Source organism: Calothrix sp. PCC 7507 (assembly GCF_000316575.1).
Classification (GTDB): Bacteria; Cyanobacteriota; Cyanobacteriia; order Cyanobacteriales; family Nostocaceae; genus Fortiea.
The window spans coordinates 3,074,844-3,096,684 of the sequence record NC_019682.1; the positions used below are offsets into that span (position 1 = coordinate 3,074,844).

General features: G+C 43.2%; 16 protein-coding genes. 4 read left to right on the forward strand and 12 right to left on the reverse strand.

Annotated elements, in window-relative coordinates:
• Positions 1–24: 24 nt before the first annotated feature.
• Positions 25–1,488 carry an alpha-amylase gene (locus tag CAL7507_RS13085; RefSeq protein ID WP_015128952.1) on the reverse strand — a complete coding sequence of 488 codons (1,464 nt, stop codon included), beginning with the start codon at positions 1,486–1,488 and terminating at the stop codon, positions 25–27.
• Between the two features lie 95 nt (positions 1,489–1,583).
• Positions 1,584–2,279 carry a hypothetical protein gene (locus tag CAL7507_RS13090; RefSeq protein ID WP_015128953.1) on the reverse strand — a complete coding sequence of 232 codons (696 nt, stop codon included), beginning with the start codon at positions 2,277–2,279 and terminating at the stop codon, positions 1,584–1,586.
• A 456-nt stretch (positions 2,280–2,735) separates the two neighbouring features.
• Between CAL7507_RS13090 and CAL7507_RS13095 the strand changes: the two genes are divergently transcribed.
• The gene (locus CAL7507_RS13095) at positions 2,736–4,334 is read left to right on the forward strand and encodes a GMC oxidoreductase (RefSeq protein ID WP_015128954.1); all 1,599 of its coding nucleotides are present in this window, start codon (positions 2,736–2,738) and stop codon (positions 4,332–4,334) included.
• A 329-nt stretch (positions 4,335–4,663) separates the two neighbouring features.
• On the opposite strand, the gene CAL7507_RS33670 is transcribed toward CAL7507_RS13095, so the two are convergent.
• The 4 genes from CAL7507_RS33670 to CAL7507_RS13115 form a co-directional block, all read right to left on the reverse strand.
• The gene (locus CAL7507_RS33670; protein ID WP_369750913.1) at positions 4,664–4,843 is read right to left on the reverse strand and encodes a hypothetical protein; all 180 of its coding nucleotides are present in this window, start codon (positions 4,841–4,843) and stop codon (positions 4,664–4,666) included.
• A 344-nt stretch (positions 4,844–5,187) separates the two neighbouring features.
• A complete protein-coding gene (locus tag CAL7507_RS13105; RefSeq protein WP_015128955.1) occupies positions 5,188–6,684 on the reverse strand; it encodes a cryptochrome/photolyase family protein in 1,497 nt (498 codons plus the stop codon).
• 158 nt (positions 6,685–6,842) lie between these two features.
• Positions 6,843–9,635 (reverse strand): preprotein translocase subunit SecA, encoded by a 2,793-nt coding sequence (gene secA, locus CAL7507_RS13110; RefSeq protein ID WP_015128956.1) that lies wholly within the window; start codon positions 9,633–9,635, stop codon positions 6,843–6,845.
• 319 nt (positions 9,636–9,954) lie between these two features.
• Positions 9,955–10,482 carry a diheme cytochrome C gene (locus tag CAL7507_RS13115; protein WP_015128957.1) on the reverse strand — a complete coding sequence of 176 codons (528 nt, stop codon included), beginning with the start codon at positions 10,480–10,482 and terminating at the stop codon, positions 9,955–9,957.
• 260 nt (positions 10,483–10,742) lie between these two features.
• Here CAL7507_RS13115 and CAL7507_RS13120 point away from each other — a divergent pair, with 260 nt between their 5' ends.
• On the forward strand, positions 10,743–11,753 hold the full coding sequence (locus tag CAL7507_RS13120) for an AraC family transcriptional regulator (protein WP_015128958.1): 1,011 nt from the start codon (positions 10,743–10,745) through the stop codon (positions 11,751–11,753).
• 21 nt (positions 11,754–11,774) lie between these two features.
• Here the strand turns inward: CAL7507_RS13120 and CAL7507_RS13125 are convergent, their stop codons facing one another.
• A complete protein-coding gene (locus CAL7507_RS13125; protein WP_015128959.1) occupies positions 11,775–12,632 on the reverse strand; it encodes a hypothetical protein in 858 nt (285 codons plus the stop codon).
• 248 nt (positions 12,633–12,880) lie between these two features.
• On the opposite strand from CAL7507_RS13125, the gene CAL7507_RS13130 reads away from it, so the two are divergent.
• Both CAL7507_RS13130 and CAL7507_RS13135 read left to right on the forward strand, forming a co-directional pair.
• Positions 12,881–15,433 (forward strand): TonB-dependent siderophore receptor, encoded by a 2,553-nt coding sequence (locus CAL7507_RS13130; RefSeq protein ID WP_015128960.1) that lies wholly within the window; start codon positions 12,881–12,883, stop codon positions 15,431–15,433.
• 6 nt (positions 15,434–15,439) lie between these two features.
• A complete protein-coding gene (locus CAL7507_RS13135) occupies positions 15,440–16,510 on the forward strand; it encodes a PepSY domain-containing protein (protein ID WP_015128961.1) in 1,071 nt (356 codons plus the stop codon).
• A gap of 144 nt (positions 16,511–16,654) precedes the next feature.
• Here CAL7507_RS13135 and CAL7507_RS13140 read toward each other — a convergent pair whose 3' ends face one another.
• The 5 genes from CAL7507_RS13140 to surE form a co-directional block, all read right to left on the reverse strand.
• The gene (locus CAL7507_RS13140; RefSeq protein ID WP_015128962.1) at positions 16,655–17,017 is read right to left on the reverse strand and encodes a hypothetical protein; all 363 of its coding nucleotides are present in this window, start codon (positions 17,015–17,017) and stop codon (positions 16,655–16,657) included.
• Positions 17,018–17,032: 15 nt separating this feature from the next.
• Entirely contained in the window at positions 17,033–17,941 is a 909-nt protein-coding gene (locus CAL7507_RS13145) for a MoxR family ATPase (RefSeq protein WP_015128963.1), read from the reverse strand.
• A gap of 175 nt (positions 17,942–18,116) precedes the next feature.
• The gene (locus CAL7507_RS13150) at positions 18,117–19,232 is read right to left on the reverse strand and encodes a bifunctional riboflavin kinase/FAD synthetase (RefSeq protein WP_042341317.1); all 1,116 of its coding nucleotides are present in this window, start codon (positions 19,230–19,232) and stop codon (positions 18,117–18,119) included.
• Between the two features lie 490 nt (positions 19,233–19,722).
• The gene (locus CAL7507_RS13155; protein ID WP_015128965.1) at positions 19,723–20,619 is read right to left on the reverse strand and encodes an MBL fold metallo-hydrolase; all 897 of its coding nucleotides are present in this window, start codon (positions 20,617–20,619) and stop codon (positions 19,723–19,725) included.
• Between the two features lie 284 nt (positions 20,620–20,903).
• Positions 20,904–21,701 carry a 5'/3'-nucleotidase SurE gene (gene surE / locus CAL7507_RS13160; RefSeq protein ID WP_015128966.1) on the reverse strand — a complete coding sequence of 266 codons (798 nt, stop codon included), beginning with the start codon at positions 21,699–21,701 and terminating at the stop codon, positions 20,904–20,906.
• Positions 21,702–21,841 lie beyond the last annotated feature (140 nt).

Consider the following 21,841-nt stretch of genomic DNA (forward strand, 5'->3'; position numbering starts at 1 on the left):
CGACGTTTTAGATAATATAATCCTCTACGCTTGAATCCACACTGATACAGAACCGCCTTGACAGCGGAATTCACCCCAACCTGATTGGTTGGTGTAGACAGGTTCTTTAATATGTTCTGTCAAATCAATAAACTTGGTATTGCGTTTACCAACTTCCATCCACTTAGAACCGGATGGCCCATCACTCATGATTACAGCCATAGCTTCGGGATGATTTTCATCTCCTAAGCGTGACCAACCGATAGTATTCCAGTGATCAAAATAATCATACTGTGGGCCATAAGCGTAATCTCTGCGTGCTAGGAGAAACTTATCAATTAGCCAACGATGAGAGGTAAGAAAAATCTTATATCCTCTGTCTTCATATTCTGCGCCGTAGTAGTCTGCATAAAAAACGCAGGGATAACCTTCTCGCCGCAACAGAATAATGGCGTAAGCTAAGGGCTTAAACCAAGACTCAACCACAGATTCCAGTGCTTGTAAAGGCTGGGAATCATGATTCTCGACAAACGTCACCGCATGGGTGGGACGCTGCTGCATCACGGTACCATCTAAGATACGCCGCATATCATAGTTCCCACCAGATTTGCTGGCTATATGGAAGTTATAGTGTAACGGCACGTCAAATACTGACAACTTTCCAGCAGTGATGTCAATATACCAATTCAGAGCATTGATATCGTTATACCAATACTCGCCCACTGCAAACAAATCTTTCCCCGCATATCGTTCTAGCTCATCTAGCCATTGGGGAAAGAACCAAGAAGAGATATGTTTGATAGCATCAATCCGGAAGCCATCTACATTTGTGTTGTCGAGATACCACTTACCCCAGTAAGTGATTTCACCACGCACCCATTCGCTCTGGAAGTCCAGATCACAACCCATGAGATAGGCAAAATTCCCTTTTTCTAGGGCAACGTAGTTATCAAACTGTTTCCCTTCAAACAGATAGATTGTATCGCGATCGCCACTGTTGTAGTCGTTGTAATCAACTGCATCAAAGTGCCACCAATGCCACTCAAAGTTAGAATATTTACCTTGTCGCCCTGGAAAATGGTAATGGGTGTATGTCTTAACATCTTGTAGCCCACCCTTAGGATTTAGGCGATCGTTTTGGGAATAGGGTGTTGCTTTGGCTGTTTCTGCTGAGTCTCCACCCAATTTATGATTTAGCACAGTATCGCCATAAACCTGAATTCCCCGTGATTGGAGAGACTTAATCGCATCGACATACTGCTGGCGTGTCCCATACTTAGTGCGAATCGAGCCTTTCTGGTCGAATTCACCTAAATCAAACAAGTCATAAACCCCATATCCGACATCGTAGGCTCCCGCAAATCCTTTGTAGGCTGGGGGTAGCCACAGGGCTGTAAAACCCGCATCTGCTAATTCTTTTGCTGCACTATCAACTTTACTCCACAAGCTGCCATCATTGGGGACATACCAGTGGAAATATTGCATCATTGCGCCGTTTAGCTCTGCCATGTGTCGTCCTGCTTTTGCACAATGACGAATATTCTAAGCGATAAAGTACAGATGGCAACAGTAGTAATGGTAAACACACTGAATCAGTTAACAGTTCACTGATTTAATTCTCGTGACTTTTGCAGTAATCTTACCAAAACAATTCCCGCGATCGCCCCGTAAACAACTCCACCGAAAGCTGCTATAGCTATATTTAGAGGGTCATAAGTGTCACCAAAGTACCACCCCATGCGACCCAATGTCTGACGTGTCACACGCACCACTACACCACTAATCAACGTAGCAAAACTACTAGCCAGCACCCACCAGCCAGCTTGAGGAACTTTTCCCTTTAGTATCAGCCATTGAGCAAATCCTAATATTGCCCCATAAAAAGTATCAAATATTACTGGTGAAATCCTTCCTGGACTGCCGATGAATATCTTCAGGAAATCAATCGAGTTCCCCTGGTCCTGTTTGACAGTCGCTATGTCTAACCATTTGATTGTATTGTTGACCGTCACTCCCAGAGGACTAGCTAAACTACTAGCAAGCACCCAATATTTAGCTGAGTTAATCCACCATCGCAGAACAAACCACTGAGCTATTCCCCCCAAGGCTGCACTGATAGCGTTGAACAGCAGAACAAAGAAAAAAACTATGTGATCAGCATTTGCTCCTTTAATGGCGATGAAAGACAAGAGCAAAGTTATCCAATCAATAAAGACGCCTATAACCCGTGCAGTACCACATGCAACCACCCATTGCTGCCAAAGCTCCCAATTCGAGGGCGGAGGCGACGTATGATTCATAGCTTGTTCCTGTAGATTTAAACTTAATTTCAGCTAATTAATATACCTTTAGTAGCAATAAAATACGAAAATTTAGGCATTACGTAATTTTTATTGAGAATGCAAAATTGATGCTATTTCTTTGACTATATGTTGAAGTCGTAACAATTATTAGCAGGAATGTCTCAAATTCCTTTTTATCTTATATAGCAATCCGCTTTGAGTTTTGAAAAAATCTAAGTATTTGTAGGGTGGACACTGCCCACCAGATACGGGTTTTGGTGGTCAGTGCCCACCCTATTTTTAATTCAAAAATCAAATAGGAATCCTATAGAGAAAAAATAATGATATTTAAAATACAGAATCAATAATCAAGAAAAGCTAAATTGACTACTAATCTGTAATTTTAAAAGACGTAATCAACTTTTCCGCATTACATCTGAGCATAACTAATTCTCAATTAAAAAATAGTAAACAATGACTGCCAATCATTACGACTTTATCATCATTGGTACTGGTGCTGGCGGTGGAACTTTAGCCTATAAACTAGCATCCAGTGGTAAGAGAATTTTGGTCTTAGAACGAGGTAGTTTTTTACCTAAAGAAAAAGCAAATTGGGATACTAAAGAAGTTTCAAAAAAAGAACGTTATCGTACTGCAGAAATATGGTATGACAAACAGGGGAAAGCTTTCAACCCACTGGCGCACTATTATGTAGGTGGCAATACAAAATTTTATGGTGGAGCGCTGTTTAGATTTCGTGAGCGAGATTTTGAAACAGTCATTCATCAAGATGGCATTTCCCCCGAATGGCCATTAAAATATCAAGATTTTGCTCCCTACTATGACCAAGCTGAAAAACTCTATGATGTACATGGGGAGAGAGGTCTTGATCCTACTGAACCCCAAGCTAATAAAGAATATCCTTTTCCGGCATTAATTCATGAACCTTATGTTCAGAAAATTCATGATTCTTTGAAAAATCAAGGGTTGCATCCTTTTTATCAACCACTTGCGATCAAACTAAATAAAGTAAATCGTCATTTAAGTACTTGTATTCGTTGCAATACTTGTGATGGTTTTCCCTGTTTGCTCGATGGTAAAGCTGATGCAGATATTAACTGTGTACGTCCAGCCGTAACACATACTAATATCACATTAATAACTCAAGCAAAAGTCATCCGCTTACACACTAGCTCATCTGGTCGAGAAGTAACTAGTGTCGAAGCACAAATACAAGGAGAGTCTCAGATATTCTCTGGGGATATTGTGGTGTTGGCTTGTGGTGCAGTTAACTCGGCATTATTGTTGCTTCAATCTGCTAATGAACATCACCCAAATGGATTAGCTAATAGTTCTGGTTTGGTGGGACGAAATTACATGGCACATAACTTTGCTGTAGTCATGACTTTGAATTCCCGGCTAAAGAATATGGTTTTTCCAAAAACATTAGCTGTTACTGATTTTTATTGGGGAAATCAAGATTTTCCTTATCCAATGGGTAGCGTGCAATTACTCGGTAGTGCTAATAAAGACAAAATACTTGCCTATGGTCCACCTTTAATGCCTAATTTTATCGCTGAGTCCTTAGCTAATCATTCTCTATCTTGGCTAGTAATGACAGAAGATTTACCAAGCTTAAATAATAGAATTTTGATGAAAAATGGGAAAATCACTCTTGAATATACTCAGAATAACCAGATAGCATTGAATAAATTGGTTAAGCAATGGATTGAAGTTTTACAATCAATACCTGTATTTAAATCACTTGGATCTTTACATATTCCTCAAAAAATGGGGTTGAGAGAAGTTGCACATCAATGTGGTACTTGTCGTTTCGGAGAAAATCCCAGTACTTCAGTTTTAGATATTAATTGTCGGACTCATGATGTTGACAATCTTTATGTTGTTGATGGTAGTTTTTTCCCTTCTAGCAGTGCTTTAAACCCATCATTAACTATTATTGCCAATGCTCTACGGGTGGGAAATCATTTACTTACAAGAATGACATGGGGCGCATCCAGAGGCTTGGCAAGTACAGAAAATAGTACATCCACAATGGCGAAAGCTTTGTGATACTAAGGTGATTTCTAGAAATAATTTTACCAATCGGAGAACAAACAACCGTTTGCCCCTACGGTTCATTCACAATTTCCTGGTACATTCTATTCTGGAAATCTCCTAAGGAATGCAAATTTAATAACCTGCAATTCTGATTGAAATGGGAAAACGGGAATGGTGCGTTACGCTCCGCTAACACACCCTAATGGACTGTCTAGACTAAAATAGTGCATTAGACGTAGTTTGGGTTGAGGCTTTGCGTAGACGCGGAGCGGCTTCCCGCAGGGTAACCCAACATTATCTCGACTTTGTTGGGTTTCCTTCCTCAGCCCAACCTACAAAATCTACAACACACTCAGGTAAGTTTGCTCAGGATTCATTGGTAAAACTCGCAACTTACGATTTTTCAAGTCTGGTTCTAAACCTAAGACCTCCATTGGTGTTACACCCAAAAGAGCATAAGGTACTTCTTTAAGTTCCAGGCAATCAAATGTTCCTCGGGCTTCTTCTATACTCAGTTCCACATCTCGAAAAATTCGCCCCTGCTGACTCCAGTCGCTGTTTCTACCTGGGCTTCTCCGCCTTGAACTAAACCCAGTTGACTAATAATACTAGCAGGTAAGCACAATAAGGTTGCACCCTTATCAACCAAGACATTCTCTAGGCTGAAAGAACGAATTTCTTCTGGTGAAATAAAGCCTCGCTGGGCTAAAACTTGATCAATGCGATTTGTGACAGTGAGGGTAACTATTACTTACCCCATTTGCTTACCCTGAAGATTTGGCAATATCAGCTTACCCATTTTGGTGAACTCCTAGCTAGGATATTAAATTTATTATAGGTTTTGAAAACCAAGGCGTCTAAAGAGTTATAAATTAATATGCCAATCTTGAGCTTGTTTACGAATAGAATTTAATTCTTCATCCGACATTTTATCTAAGTTTTTCAAAATAAAGCTCATACGTCCTTGAGTCTGCAATTTATCGCGGTGTTGGTCAAGAAAGTTCCAATAAAAGAAGTTAAATGGACAAGCGTTTTCACCCAGACGTTCTTTATGACTATAAACACAACTTTTGCAGTAGTCACTCATTTTATTAATATAGTTTGCAGAGGCAGCATAGGGCTTTGATGCTAACACTCCCCCATCAGCAAATAAACCCATACCAATGACATTTGTCTGCATTACCCAGTCATAAGCATCAATAAATGCTGCATGGAACCAGTTTTCTACTTCTTGTGGCGAAAGTCCGGAAATCAGCGCAAAATTACTCAACACCATTAATCTTTGGATATGATGAGCATAACCAGTCCGTTGCACTTGAGTCAGAATTTGGTGCAAACAATTCATTTCGGTTTTACCTGTCCAGAAAAATTCTGGTAGCTTTTGTGTATGGTTAAACCAATTTTTTTCTGAGTAATTTGCATCTACATAGTGATAAATACCATGCATATATTCTCGCCAACCCAACACCTGACGAATGAAGCCTTCGACGCTATTTAGAGGTAGTTGTTTTTCTTGATAAGCTTGTTCTGCTGCTTGAATTACTTCTAAAGGGTGGAGTAAACCAATATTCAGGTAAGGGGAAAGCAGCGCGTGCCACATTGTTTCTTCTCCTGTCACCATTGCATCTTGGTAGGGGCCAAAATGGGGCAGTCGCTGTTGAATAAACCAGTCTAATACTTGGAGTGCTTGTTTGCGAGTTACTCCCCAGTGAAAAGGTTCTATTTCGCCATAGGTAGGAAATGAGAGAGACTTAACTTTATCGATGACATCAAGTGTAATTGCATCTGCTGCAAACCATTTTGCAGGCGGCGTATTTAATTTACCTTTCGGTGGTTGGCGATTTTCTTTATCTAAATTCCACTGTCCCCCGACTGGTTGATCTTTCTCCATTAAAATTTGGCACCGCCGCCTTCCTTGGCGATAAAAATCCTCCATTAACAACCGCTTGCGTCCTTGAGCATAATTATGGAATTCTGATGTACTCCATAAAAAATGATTGTTAGCAATTAGAGTAATTTGGCAAGGAAGTTCTAAACTTTGAATTACCTTGGTGAATGGTCGGTCATTAGGCATCATCACCCGTAATTCAGTAATTTTATTTGCCTGAATCCATGCTTGGAGTGGTGTTTGAAAATCTGCGGCTATTTTGTAAGTAACTGAATATTTGTGCTGTCGTAATTCTTCAGCAAAATGTCGCATTGCTGACCAAATCAAAACTAGTTTTTGCTGATGATAGGGTCTGGCTTGGATATGTTGCTGTGACTCAATTAAAATTACAGGCAAATTCTCGTGCTGTGAGCAACTTGCTAAAGCTGCTTGTTTTAGCCAAAGTTGATCGCCTAATATCCAAATCCCTATCATGTTTTTTGATTCTACGACTTAAATCTATCTGCAAGATATTCTCGTTAATGATGCGATCGCTAGCGCTAGTTGCGGAATCAAGTTCGGATAACTTCATGTTCCAACGTCTGCTGAGGTTCGTAATCAGCATCTTAGTGCTGACTACGAATAGATTTACCTCAAACCATCTCTGACGATGTTTGTACTACTGGCTGGGGCTGGGGCTGAAACATGAATAGGGAGTATACCACATCTCGGCGGATATTCACCATCATATCCAAGAATAATTCATAGCCCTCACTCTTATACTCAATCAGTGGGTCTTTTTGACCGTAGCCACGTAATCCCACCGATTCACGCAAAGCATCCATTTGTTGCAGGTGTTCCCGCCATAGGGTATCAATCCTTTGCAGGATAAAGAAGCGTTCGGCTTGGCGCATCAATCCGGGCTGGACTTGGTCAATTTGCGCTTCCTTCAAGTCGTAAGCAATTCGCACTTGCTCATGGAGGAAAGCTTTAATCTCGGTGACAGACATATCCTCTAATTGATTGGGTTGTAAGTCCGCCAGCAGATAGACAAATTCTTTGACTTTCTCCACCAACTTTTCTAAATCCCACTCTTCTGAGGGCAAGTCTGGGTTGATATAGAAGTCAACGATGTCGTCCATCGTTTTTTCAGCGTATTTGATCACCTGTTCTTTCAAGTCTTGACCTTCTAGCACGCGGCGGCGTTCGGCGTAGATGGCGCGACGTTGGTTATTCATTACCTCGTCGTACTCAAATACTTGCTTCCGGATGTCGTAGTAATAGGTTTCGACTTTTTTCTGTGCGCCTTCCAAGCTGCGGGTGAGCATTCCCGATTCGATGGGCATATCTTCTTCCACTTGGAAGGCGTTCATTAACCCAGCGACGCGATCGCCTCCAAAAATCCGCAACAAGTTATCTTCTAAACTGAGGAAGAATCTCGTGGAACCAGGGTCGCCTTGTCTGCCCGCCCGTCCGCGCAATTGGTTGTCAATCCGGCGGGATTCGTGGCGTTCTGTACCAATGACGTGCAAACCGCCTAGTTCGACCACTTCGTCGTGTTCGCGCTCGGTGAATTGTTCATACTCCTGCTTGATGCGATTATAAGCCGCCCGCAGTTTCTGAATTACCGGGTCATCGATGGGAGCTTTTTCGGCGGCGACAGCGATTTTGTCTTCTGCTTCCAGTTCAGGTAAAGAGCGATCGCCATACTCTTTGACTGCAGTTTCTACGGCTTCTTTGAGCTGTTGTTCTGCATCTTTGCTCAACTGGGTGGGGAAAATCTCCGGTGAAGCCCGCCAAGTTTTCACTTTTTTCCCAGGAACAAAACCTTGACCGCCACCAGAGGCGCTTGGTAAACCAGCAACCCGTTGCACACCAAAGGTGTCTTCATCTTCTGGCTGGACAATTCGCGGCATGAAGTATTCCCGCAGTTTCAGCCGCGCCATATATTCGGAGTTACCACCCAGGATGATATCCGTACCTCTACCAGCCATGTTGGTGGCGATAGTTACAGCACCTCTGCGTCCTGCTTGGGCAACAATCTCTGCTTCTCGCTCAACGTTTTCCGGTCGGGCGTTGAGCAATTCGTGGGGAATCGCCATTTCTTTGAGGAGGCGGCTGAGAAGTTCAGATTTTTCCACGCTGGTAGTGCCAACTAATACAGGTCTACCCTGTTCGTGCATTTGGGCACATTCTTTGGCGATCGCTCCCCACTTCCCAGGTTCGGTCTTAAACACCATGTCAGACCAATCTTCCCGTCTTCTGATTCTGTTGGTAGGAATTACCGTGACTTCTAGCTTGTAAATTTTTTCAAATTCTGGTTCTTCCGTCTTCGCGGTTCCCGTCATCCCACCTAATTTGGGATAAAGCAAGAACAGGTTTTGATAGGTAATCGTCGCCAAAGTTTGAGTTTCTGGTTGAATATCTACGTGTTCTTTGGCTTCAATTGCTTGGTGTAATCCATCACTCCAGCGCCGTCCCGGTAGTACCCGCCCGGTGAATTCATCAACAATTACCACTTCCCCATTGCGGACGATATAGTTTACATCCTTGAGGAACAGTTCTTTAGCTTTAATGGCATTGAAAACAAAGTGTGCCCAAGGATCTTCTGGATCAAATAAATCTGTAACGCCCAAAAGTTCTTCTGCTTCGGCAAAACCTTCATCTGTCAACAACACGTTACGGGCTTTCTCATCCACCTCGTAATGTTCTTCTGGTTTCAGTGTGAAGGCGATTTCGGCTGCTTGTAGGTATTTTTCTGTTGGTCTTTCTACCTGTCCAGAAATAATCAGCGGTGTCCGTGCTTCATCAATGAGAATTGAGTCAACTTCATCAATCACGCAGTAGTTGAACGGGCGTTGTACCACATCTGCCATTGATGTAGCCATGTTGTCGCGGAGATAATCAAAACCTACCTCGCTGTTGGTGACATAGGTAATGTCGCAGTCGTAATTTTTCTGCCGTTCACTGGGAATCATACTGGACTGAATTAGCCCTACGCTCAACCCCAGGAAGCGATGCACCTGTCCCATCCATTCCGCGTCCCGACGAGCTAGGTAATCGTTCACTGTAATCACGTGTACGCCTTTACCACTCAGAGCATTCAAATAACTCGGCAATGTCGCCACCAGGGTTTTACCTTCCCCGGTTTTCATTTCGGCAATTTGCCCTGAGTGCAGAATAATACCACCTTGGAGTTGGACATCAAAGTGCCGCAAGCCTAAGACTCGCCGTCCTGCTTCCCGGACGACAGCAAAAGCTTCTGGCAGAATCTCATCCAGGGTTTCGCCTTTGGCCAGCCGCTGTTTAAACTCTGCTGTTTTGCCTTTTAACTCATCATCGGCAAGCGCTTTAATGTCTTCCTCTAAGAGGTTAATTTCACTAATGTAAGGTTGGTATTTTTTAAGTTTACGAGCGTTGGGATCGCCCAACAAAGTTTTTAGCATGGCAAGTTATGGCACTTAATCAAAGAGGATGGAAATTAAAGGTTTGGCATAGATTATAAGAATTTTACTCAGCCCAGCCGTTTTATTTGTGGATGGGTGTGAAATGAGTATTAACTCAAAAACAGCAACAAGGCTAGCCAATCAGTCTACTAAATGATTGGTTTAATCTTATATCTTATATTTCAGCTTCCTTAATAGTATCATTTTGCCCCCAACTGGGGCAGAAGAGGAGATGGGGGAGTGGGGGGGGAGATGAGGAAGCAAGCCCATAATTTATTCACCCTCATTTTCCTCATCTCCCCACTCCCCCTCATCCCTCTCACTCCCATTCTTGGCTAAGGCGGCGGAAATTAAAATCATTAGCGCTGGGATGACAGCTAACACAACTGTTAATCTGAGTAGGGCGTTGGAGCTTAACTCCTGGATGTAAAGCTTTGAAATAACGTGAGTTGTTGACACGATATGGTGTTTCCTCGTCTTGTCGCTGAGAACGAGAGAAAGTTTGGAGATACTTCCATATCAAGATCCGTGGTGGATTGATTAAAGGTTTGAGTTGTACGCCATAATGCTGGGAGTCTTGCAGGAGATTTTGCCAGGTTTGGGTGGGTAAAACTGCTGGTGGTAAGGCAATATGACAAGTCGCGCAGTTTTCCAAATACAGTTCTTGCCCCAGTTTATATTGTGCAGGCACGACATCAACGGTGCCGATTTCCCCAACGGTCGTCACACCTTGGGCATTACTAGCTAGAGCGAGAAGCCAACCCATAGCTAGACTCCAAGCCAAAACTACTAAAAGTAAACCAAGGGGTTGGCGATCGCGGGGTTTACGCTTCACAAGATTTGACATTCCTCACATTCCCAAATACTTAGATATGGTGCTTGTAGCTAATCATAAGACTCCGGCTGCACTGATGATGTTGCGGGGTGGGTGTAAGTATTTGAAGTGTACAAAAGAACGATTTCTGCTGGGTTGGGCTACGCTATAACTGTTGGCTGATCAACTGTAGGGAAAACTAATCTTATTGACAAATGCTCTCAAAAATCTGAAAGTAAAGAGTAAATAGATCACTTGCCTATGCAAGGATTTTGTGAGTAGCGTCAAGGAGTATGGCAAAAATCATTACCATCTCAGAATTTCAGGATTTTGAAGCAGAAGCAAGGCAAAATGGTGAAGTCTTAGAACACTGGGAAGACTCGGTAGCTAAGTTTACAGTACCTCAGAAGGTTGGTAATGGAGGACAGTTGTTCTTCCGGTTGCGGGATGGTTGCCACATCAAAATAGAAGAGGGTAAATTTCATTACCCCTTATGTCTCGACTCCCACATACCAGAATCACAGCAATTATTTTTGAGTTTTTACTCATCTGGCAATTTTAGAATCATTAATCCTGGTTTAAAAGCAGAGAGCGATCGCACTGAAGGGTGGAGAGAGAGTTGTTTTTCCTTTATGCAAGACATTCAAAATATAGAATATATCCCTGCACAGCAAAGACTACAACGCATTCAACTGGGGATTAATCTTGATGTTTTGAGAGCATTAAATTCAGGATTGGAAGTGCTACCAGTGCAGTTGCAAAAATGGATTGAGGGAAAAGAAATCGAGAACTTCCATCAAAGCCTGGGGACTATTACACCTGCAATCCAAATCAAATTACAAGAAATTCGTAATTGTCCCTATCGAGGAGCAATTCGCCAAATCTATCTGGAAAGCAGAATGTTAGATTTACTAGCACTCCAGTTGACGAAATGGACTGAGTTAGAACAACAACCATGTTATCTCCCGAAGCTACGACGTAATGATATTGAGCGCTTATATCTAGCCCAAGAAATTTTAAGCAAAAATTTAGAAAATCCCCCATCATTATTGGAATTAGCACGGCAAGTGGGATTAAATGACAACAAGCTGAAATGGGGGTTTCGTCATCTTTTTGGTAAGGCTGTATTTGAATATTTCCATGATTGCCAAATGCAGCAAGCACAAAACTTGTTAGCACAGACACAGTTAAGCGTTACAGAAATTGCCCATACTGTCGGTTATGCTAGCTTACCTTCATTCAGTGGGGCATTTCGGCGGCGATTTGGCACAAGTCCGAGAGGATACCGCGATCGCTGTGGTTAATTGGCAGTTAACTGTTGAGTGTTAAAACAGTTGTCGTAACTCCTCAGCTGAATTTACAGTTTTGATAGCTTGCTGAATTGCCTTGAATTGCTGCAAATCATTAATTTGCGCGATCGCAGGCATTAACTCTAAACCAGGATTACCAAATTTAATCTCCAACGCCAATTCAATACCTGACAACAATTCTTCTCTTCGTCCACGTGCTTCTCCACGGGCTTCTCCTTCGCGTAATATTTCTTGATACCAAGGCGATTCACGTAACACAGCCATATCCCACCTCATGATTTCTTGAACTAACTTCGTCTCTAGTACAAACGTAGCAAAAAATGCTAAAACCGTTTCCAGTTGATTTAGTTGTTCATCGCTACGTAAAATTTGCAAGGCTTCTCGAATTGTAGACTCATTCTCTCCACCTTTGAGAATTGGTACGAAGGGAAGCAACGAAGGTAAAGGTTGTTGAAAAACTATATTGACATCAACTTCCCATAAATTTATCACTCGGTAGTCTTGACGTGCTTGTAAACCGCCAACATTTGATGTGTATGTTGTGGGAATTTGTGTGTGTTTAGACTTGAGAATGTTGATTAATACAGGATAAGTTGGTAAATCGTATTTTTCTTCTGCAAGTCCTGTATAGGCACGCATCCGACGCGGCATTTTGGAAGTGTAGCGCAATTGTAGCTCGTTGAGAACCAGGAATTCTTCACCTTGAGAACTTTGGGCGCGGATTAAAACGTCACTTTCTCGGCTAATCCACTGAAATTCTGAGTTGAGAATTTCACCTGCAACAACATCAGGCATTTGTGTTACCCATTTCACCCAGTTGTCGGGTGCAAGGCTGATTAATCTTTTGGTGCTGATATCTGCGGGTTTTGCCATCGGGGTATGGGAGAAAGTTTACTCAGCACTCTCGATTCTTAAGTAAAGCGTCGCTCTACTTAATTACTGTCCGCAAATCTTCACAAAAATCTCCGTTGCAGTTAAGTTTACTCCCGCTTCGATAAGACTTTTATGGCCAATTTTTGTAATATCCAAGTCTAGGTCTATTTAATAATAATTCTTATTTGGCAGGCGAAAAAGTATTTATTTCTCTTGACAAATTAGCATTTTTGGTGTGTGAGCATAACATGGCTAAACGCAAACAAATATCAATTCTGATGGCGATGCTGACAGCAAGCTGCGCCTACGCTGCTGTCATCTTGGCAATTAATCCAGCACAAGCAGAAACAATTCCTTATGGGAGTGATGTTGAGCATCCTCTACTTTCACAAAATCCCCCCACTCCCACGGTGGTGCAAGTCACGGGAGTCAAGGTAAATCCTACTGATAAGGGTGTGGAAGTAATTTTAGAAACCACTCAAGGTGACAAGTTACAAATTAGCGATCGCAGTCAAGATCGTAGTTTCATTGCAGATATTCCTAATGCCCAATTACGCCTACCTAATGGTGATGGTTTTACATTCCGTTCGGAAAAACCACAAGTTGGTATTACTGAGATAAATGTTGTAAATGTTGACAACAATAATATCCGGGTGACGGTGGTGGGTGAAGCGAGTTTGCCTACTGTGGAATTGTTTGACGGTGATGAAGGTCTGATTTTTGGTGTAGTAGCTGCTACACAGCAGGCACAGCAGCCGCCAAGGGAAGGGGAAGAGTCAAAACCAGACGAGTCGATTGAGTTAGTCGTGACGGGAGAGCAAGATGGGTATCGCGTACCCAATGCAACAGTGGGAACTCGTACTGATACACCAATTTTAGATATTCCGCAGTCAATTCAGGTGATTCCGCAGCAGGTGCTGAAAGACCAGCAAATTATCCGGGTTGATGATGCGTTGCGAAATGTTAGTGGTGTGGTGGGAAATTTTGCCCCATTTGGAAATAGCGAGGCGTTGACGCTGCGGGGGTTTGTGAGTGATAGCTACACTAACCTGGCGGTTGTGCGTGATGGCTTTCGCACCTATGATAACAGCAGTGTGCAAGAAACTGCAAATCTGGAACGGATTGAGGTGTTGAAGGGTCCGGCTTCGGTGCTTTATGGGCAAAATGACCCTGGTGGATTGATTAATTTGGTAACAAAGCAACCACTATCGAGTCCGTTCTACAGTTTTCAGGTACAGGCGGGTAGTTTTGGATTGGTGCGTCCTAGCTTCGATTTTTCGGGACCACTGAGTAAGGATGGGAGTGTTCTCTATCGGCTGAATGCTGCATATCAGCGGGAAGACGGGTTTCGCAGTTTTGAGACAAATACAGAGCGGTATTTTGCAGCTCCAGTTTTGAAGTGGAATCTGAGCGATCGCACTAACCTGTCTTTTTCACTGGAATATATCAAAAATCAAAGTCCTTACGATCCTGGTTTGATTGCTTTGGGTACTGGGGTGATTAATTCTCCTAGCGATCGCGTTTTCAATGAACCAGATGACTATATTCGGACGACATCCCTGAATATCGGCTACAACCTAGAACACAAATTTAGTGATAACTGGACGCTGCGTAATGCCTTCCGCTACGCCGATCAAGATTATCAAATTTTAGCGACAATCCCGATCTCTTTCGATGAATCCACGGGAATCCTCAACCGGATTTATGCAGCTAGGCAATACTTATCACAAGATTACTCTTTGCAAACCAATGTAGTCGGTAAATTTACCACAGGTTTTATCAAACATACGCTTTTGGCAGGTGCGGATTTAGCCTGGTTCACCAACGAAGATGTGTATTCAAATCCTGATTTCTTCAATCCAACTCCTCTGGATGTTTTTAACCCAGTGTATAAAAATCTTCCTAGACCAGATTTAACTAAAAATGCACCACCTGGAACATTTGATGTCAACATCAACCGAGTAGGTGGTTTTGTGCAAGATCAACTGGCTTTGGGAGACGACTTAATTTTATTACTGAGTCTGCGTTTTGATGGCATTGATTATCGTAATACCTTTGAAAGTACTAGCAGATATGACAGTGCTTGGAGTCCTCGGGTGGGTTTTGTCTATAAACCGACTGATACAGTTTCTGTGTATGCTAGCTATGCGCGATCGTTTACGCTCAACTTTGGACAAGATATCAACGGTGATTTTCTCCCTCCTCAAACTGCGGAAGGTTTGGAAGTAGGGGTGAAAGCCGAACTCTTCGATAAAAAATTGTTGGCGACTTTGGCATATTTTGACATTACCAAGCAAAACGTAGCGACTGCCGATCCAGTCATTCCTTTTGTTTCTGTGGCTACTGGAGAACAGCGTAGCCGGGGGCTGGAATTGGATATTAGCGGTCAAATTTTACCAGGATGGAATGTCATTGGCTTTTATGCTTACACCGAGGCCGAAGTTACTCAAGATAATGATATTCCCGTTGGTAATCGCTTACCTGGCGCTCCTCAACATAGTGCTGGGATGTGGACAACCTATGAATTCCCATCCGGTGGATTAAAGGGTTTGGGTTTGGGAATTGGCGTGAATTATGTCAGTAATCGATTCGGCGATTTGCAAAATTCCTATGAGGTTGGGGATTATTTCCTCACCAACGCCGCTATTTTTTATAAGCGAGATCAGTGGCGAATTGGGCTGAATTTCAAAAACTTGTTTGATGCTGAGTACATTTCCAGTGTGGGGGGGTCTTCTAGAATCACTGGTATTGCACCAGGATCTCCCTTTAGCGTAGTTGGCTCAATTTCTGTGGAGTTTTAATCAGTGATGAAATTACGAAATCGGCTGTTAACATTGCATGGGTTTGTGGGCATTTTAGGTGGACTGCTATTGGTGGTGATGGGCTTGACAGGGAGTGCGATCGTTTTTCACCAAGAGATCGATCGCACTCTGAATCCACACTTGATGCAAGTTGTCCCCCAAGGTGAACGGGTAGCGATCGCCACATTCTTCTCATCGGCTCAAGCTGCTATACCTAACGCCAGACTGGAATCGATTCAATTTCCTCAAACCCCTGATGCTACTTATCATCTAGGATTTAAATCCGGGAAACAGACATGGCAAGAAATGTTTATCCATCCCTACACGGGTAAAATTTTGGGTATTCGCCAAAGTGGTCGGACTCTGATTAGTATCCTCTATGCAATTCACCATGACTTCTCGGCGGGAACGGTAGGCTTATATCTAGTTGGCATCAGTGGGTTAATTTTGATACTACAAGCCATAACTGGGCTAATTCTGTGGACAGGGTGGCGCAAACTCGCCACTGGCTTCCGGATTCGTTGGGGTGCGCCTACCCAACTGCTAAATTTCGATTTGCACAATGTGGGCGGGGCGATCGCTAATCTATTCTTACTGATGATTGGGTTGACTGGTGTTGTGATTGTGATAGCACACATTGTCCTCGATCCTCATCACGAAGCACAAATATTTCCCCCATTTCAACCGGCGATCGCCATCAACGAACTACTCCAAACAGCCGATAATTCTATACCAGATGGCACAACCACCTCTGTATCTTTCCCAGATGCTCAAAAAATGGTAGTCATGAAGAAACTACCCCAAGATCATCCCCGACTTTATTTCAGTTCCGTCACGGTGGATGGAGCAACAGGTAATGTTTTACAAGTCAATAAGGTTGTCGAGAAACCACTAATGTGGAAGTTTCTCACACCAATCGTCGATCTGCACTTTGGTAGTTTTGGTGGGCTACCTACTCGGATTCTCTATGTGTTTATAGGGTTTATGCCTTTAATGTTACTTATTACTGGTGTGATCATGTGGAAGCGGCGACGACTAAAAAGTAAGCGGGAAGAGATGATTGTAGTCCACAGGTAATACCGTTTCACTCGGTGATATAAGTAGTTGGACAAAATTAAATTCATTCGTGGAAATAGGGAGCAGGGAACAGAAAGATAATGTGTGTAATTAATTCTGTTGAAGTACTTACCTCGTTTTGTGCGAGTCCTTAAAATTGAATGCTCAAACTGCACTAAAAGCTGCCAACAGTTGTACCATTTTTGCCTTAAGTAGTGTGATGGCTTCTTCTAAAGACTCACAAGGTTCAGTATCTAGCAAGTGGGCATCGCCTGCATCAGCACTTGACCAAAGATAACTGTGTTGCCCTACTGTTAAACATGCTTGCCACTTATCTTCATAAGTATCGAGTGTGATGAAAAAACTCCGTGACATGAGGACTTCGGGGTTAAGGACAAACTCTCCCCAAACAGAGAAGCCAAAATACTCGCTATTTTTTTCGTTAATGTATTCCCAGTTGGTCAAGTTAGGAAAAGCAGCTTGAGCTTGGGCTAAAACTTGTTGAATTTCAGCTTCTGTGAGGATCATGTCTACCTTTTGACTTTAAGGAATGGGTTGCGATCGCAATAACCGCTCAACTACACTTCTAGCACTGCGTCCTCCCCTAGGAATGAGGCGATGGCAAAGAACATGAGGGACAAGGAATTTCACGTCATCAGGAATGGCATAGTCACGCCCCAACAGAAAAGCTAACGCTTGGGTGGCTCGTTGTAGTGCCAGGGTACCGCGAGGACTAACGCCTAGAGATATTTCCTCATCTTGCCTTGTTGCCCTGACTAATTCCAAAATGTATTGTTGCAGGGAGCTTTCCACTCTTACCTGGGCGCAGAGTTGCCGCAATTGAGTGACTTCTGCCAAGGTAATACAAGGCTGCAAATCAGCAACTTTTACACCATCTGCTTGGGTTTGCAGCATCTGGAGTTCTTCTCTTTCGGATGGATAACCCAAACTCAACGACAGCATAAACCGATCCATCTGCGCTTCTGGTAGAGGGAAAGTACCTTGGTACTCGACGGGGTTTTGAGTAGCAATCACAAAGAAAGGTGTAGGAACGGGACGGGAAACACCATCAACTGTCACCTGATGTTCTTCCATCACTTCCAGCAAAGCCGATTGTGTGCGGGGTGTGGCGCGGTTGATTTCGTCAGCTAATAAGATATTGGCAAATATTGGCCCAGGAAGAAAGCTAAATTCCCCATTTTTGGGGTTCCAGATATTTGTACCAGTGATATCTGTGGGTAATAAATCAGGAGTACATTGTAACCGTTGGAACTTGCCATCGAGCGATCGCGCCAGGGATTTAGCGAGGAGAGTTTTGCCGACACCAGGGACATCTTCTAACAGTGCATGACCACCACCCAACAGGGCAACTAACACTAGGCGGATCGCGTCACTTTTGCCAACGATAGTCTGAGCCAGGTTTTGAGTTAAAGCGTCAATTTTGTCTCTCATTGATTTAGGGGATTGGGGATTGGGAATGGGGCAATTCAATTTTGGATTTTGGATTGGCAATTTTGGATTCGACTTCAATCTAAAATCTAAAATCTAAAATCTAAAATTCCTAGGGCATTGGGCATTGGGCATTGGATAAATTACCTATTCCTCAGTCCCCAGTCCCTAGTCCCCATTATTCCCACTCAGCGCTCAAAACTTCTCTAGCGACGGTGCAGTCTAGTTGAATTTGTGTTTTCAAGGCTTCGAGATCAGGAAATTTTTGTTCAGGGCGCAAAAATTGTACTAGCTGTACTGCCAGTTTCTTACCATATAAATCGCCGTTCCAATCAAACAGATGTACTTCTACAGATGGATCAGTACCATTTACTGTGGGGCGAATGCCGATATTCATCACACCCAAGCAGGTAGGCGCTGCAACGGGATTTGGTGTATCATTGAGAGTCGAAACACGGACAGCATAAACACCTTGGCGGGGCAAAAACTTGTCTTTTGGTAGTTGTAGGTTAGCAGTGGGAAAACCAATAGTTCTACCCAGTTTTTGACCTTGAATGACAATACCGTAGAGGGTGTAGGCTCGTCCTAGGAGAAGATTTGCACTTTTGATATCACCAGTTTCGAGAGTGTGGCGGATGAGTGAGGTGCTAATGCTAGGCTCATCGGAGGCAGGAACATGATCACAAGTGTTGTCTTCTGGTAAATTGCTGTTGCCTGCACAGGTTTCCAAGGGGACAATAGTCACGGGGATGTGATATTTTGCGGCGAGTAACTGTAAACCCTCAGCCGTACCAGTACGGTGCTTACCAAAACAAAAATCTTGTCCAACACTAATTTGCTGACATTGCAGTTGTTGCACCAGAATTTTTTCGACAAACTCTTCAGGAGATAAAGCAGATAATTCTTTATCGAAGGGTAGTAGTACTAGCTGTTCTATTCCTAGCGATCGCAATTGCTCGACTTTTTCATCTAATGGAGTTAATAAAGTCCGGGGTTGTCCCGAAAAAAACTCCTGTGGATGGGGATGAAATGTAACAACTGTTGAGTATATGTGTTCGTGTGTTGATGTTGGAGGTTTTTCTGATTGGGGTGGGCGTTCTAGTAAATTTCCCCCCTCTCCCTCTTCCCCCCTCTCCCCCTCTCTTCTTGCTGGCTGCAAAACTGGTTGAATTACTCTTTGATGACCGAGATGCACACCATCAAATTTGCCAAGAGCAACAGCAGTTGGTGTTAGCAGCCCCTCCATCGAAGAAGCAACCCACACAGAACACCCATTTTGAGACAAATTTAGCACGTGGATTCTGGGATTTGAGGTTTATTTAGCTATCAGCCACAAGCTACCTGATGGGTAACCGCTTCAAAGAGGAAGCGCTTTCTAGACTGTCTGGGACTTTATTAGGTGCGGAGCCGGAGCTACTTTGGCTCTGATTCTTGACATCTTAGACTGAATGGCACTAAGTTTAAAAATTTTTATCCTGGAAATAAATTTCCGGCTACAAGCTAAAATCCGTTAAAACAGCTTACGAACTTGATTGTAGTTAGCTTTTAGCCAAAACTTTAGTTCTCGGCTGATCTTAGCGCCATTCCCTGCTTGACCTCTCGTCGTCACAAGTAAGTTTGGCAATTTGACCTATTCAGCCCCAAGACAAGGCATTTACGGCTGTCTAATTTTGCCCAAAGCGTGTCCTCCAATTTTTGCGGCATAGCCAAAGGGTAAGCTCTTTTGCTGAGAGCTGACAATTACCAATCTAATCTAAAATTTATAGCCGCTGGGACTGCCACCTTTAAGCTGAAAATTTGCTGATAGGAAAAGATTCTGATAAGGAGACGGAAACAGGAATCTGTATTACCATTCCTTCTCGTGCCATAATTGCACCAGGATACTTTTCGAGGGCTTGTTTGCCTACGATATCTAAAAAGTCATCATTGTGAGCGGGGTCGTGGTGGAAAATTACCAAAGTTTTGACATTAGCGGCTTTGGCTATTTTGATAGCTTCTTGCCATGTGGAATGTCCCCAGCCAATTTTTGGGTGCGATGGAGAATGATATTCCTCATCAGTATAGGTGGAGTCGTAGATTAAGATGTCGGCATTACGAGATAGCCACAGGACATTTTCATCTAATCTATCAGCAAAATGTTCAGTATCAGTAATGTAAGCAGCCGCTCCGCCATGCCAATTAACTCGGTAGCCCACAGCTTCACCGGGATGGTTTAGTGGTGCTGTTTCTACGGTGATATCATTGATGCGTATTGGTTGACCTGGTGTAATGTCGCAGAAACTCAAATTTGCCTGCATGATTTGCAGGGGTACGGGAAAATTGGGGTGGAGCATCTGATCATTGAGGCGCTGTTCGATAGTGGAACCATCGGGAGCGATCGCACCGTAGATGCGAAAATTATTTCCTTTGACAAACCCTGGGCTAAAGAAGGGAAACCCCTGCATGTGATCCCAGTGAGAGTGGGTAAAAAATATATGAGCTTCTGTTGGCATTTGGCGCAACAAAGATTGCCCCAAAACATGCAGTCCTGTACCACCATCGAAAATTAAGCGTTTACCGCCCGCTTGCATTTCAACGCAAGGGGTATTACCGCCATAACGGACGGTGTGTGGTCCTGGACTGGGGATGCTACCACGAACGCCCCAAAATTGCACGGTGAATTGGTTCTCTATCCTTGACATGGGTGTTGCTTGCTGGACTGAGCGGGCGATCAATCAAAAAAATGTTACTTATTTTGTTCAGTTTATGCTGTCTGACTGTTTTTAGTCGCAGGGGAATTTGTTGGTAAAACAGCATACCCTGTTAAGGACTGTTTTAGTAAAGGTGAGTGAGGTACTATAAGGCACTAGACTTAGGTTGTTTTGGTTTACGCGATCGCAAAGATCAAAAGCGCTCCTACTTTATAGCCTAAATTTTTCGTCAATGCATTTAATTACCCCCTGTTGCCTTCCCGGCATCAAATAATTCATGTCAATGAGAATTCCCACGTAGACAATTCCTGCAATCCAGTTGCGTAGGTAAGATTATATTGCAGTGGCGTGATGCTAATAAAATTTTTGCGGATTACATGCACATCTGTGGGTATATTCTGTGGCAAATTTAACCCTTCTGGGGGTTCTACATCCTCAATCACTTCCCCGGTCAACCAGTAGTATGTTTTACCACGGGGATCGACTCGCTGGTCAAATACATCAACGTAGCGTCTTATTCCCTGACGAGTGATGGTGACTCCAGCTATTTCGTCCCACTTCACAGAGGGAATATTCACATTGAGCAACATTAATTCTGGTAAAGGTTTTGCCGTCAATTGGTCTACTAGGATTTTGGCAAAGTTCGCAGCAGGTTGAAAGTCTCTAGATATGTGACTAGCAAGACTAAGTGCGACGCTAGGAATACCCTCTATCAGCCCCTCCATCGCTGCAGAAACAGTCCCAGAATAGAGAATTTCGGTGCCTAAATTTGCACCTTGATTAACGCCAGATAGCACTAAGTCGGGAGGAGATTCTAGCAAAGCCCACAATGCCAACTTCACACAGTCGGAAGGAGTACCATCACAAGCCCAAGCTTTGACTGCAGGATGAAAAATTGACTCGACAATTTCGGCGCGAATGGGTTGCTGCAAAGTTAGTCCGTGTCCGGTTGCCGATCGCTCCCGATCAGGACAAACTACAGTTACATGATGACCAGCTTCTGCTAAACAGTTAGCTAGGGTACGAATACCCAAGGCAGAAATTCCATCGTCATTACTAATGAGCAATTTCATAGTCAGTTGTCAGTTGTCAGTTGTCATTAGTCATTAGTTATGTGTTATTAGTCATTTGTCAATGTCAGGTATCACAAACATCAGGCAAAAAAACACACTCACACGCTCCATCACCTCTAAACTGGTAAGCAGAGGTGCGA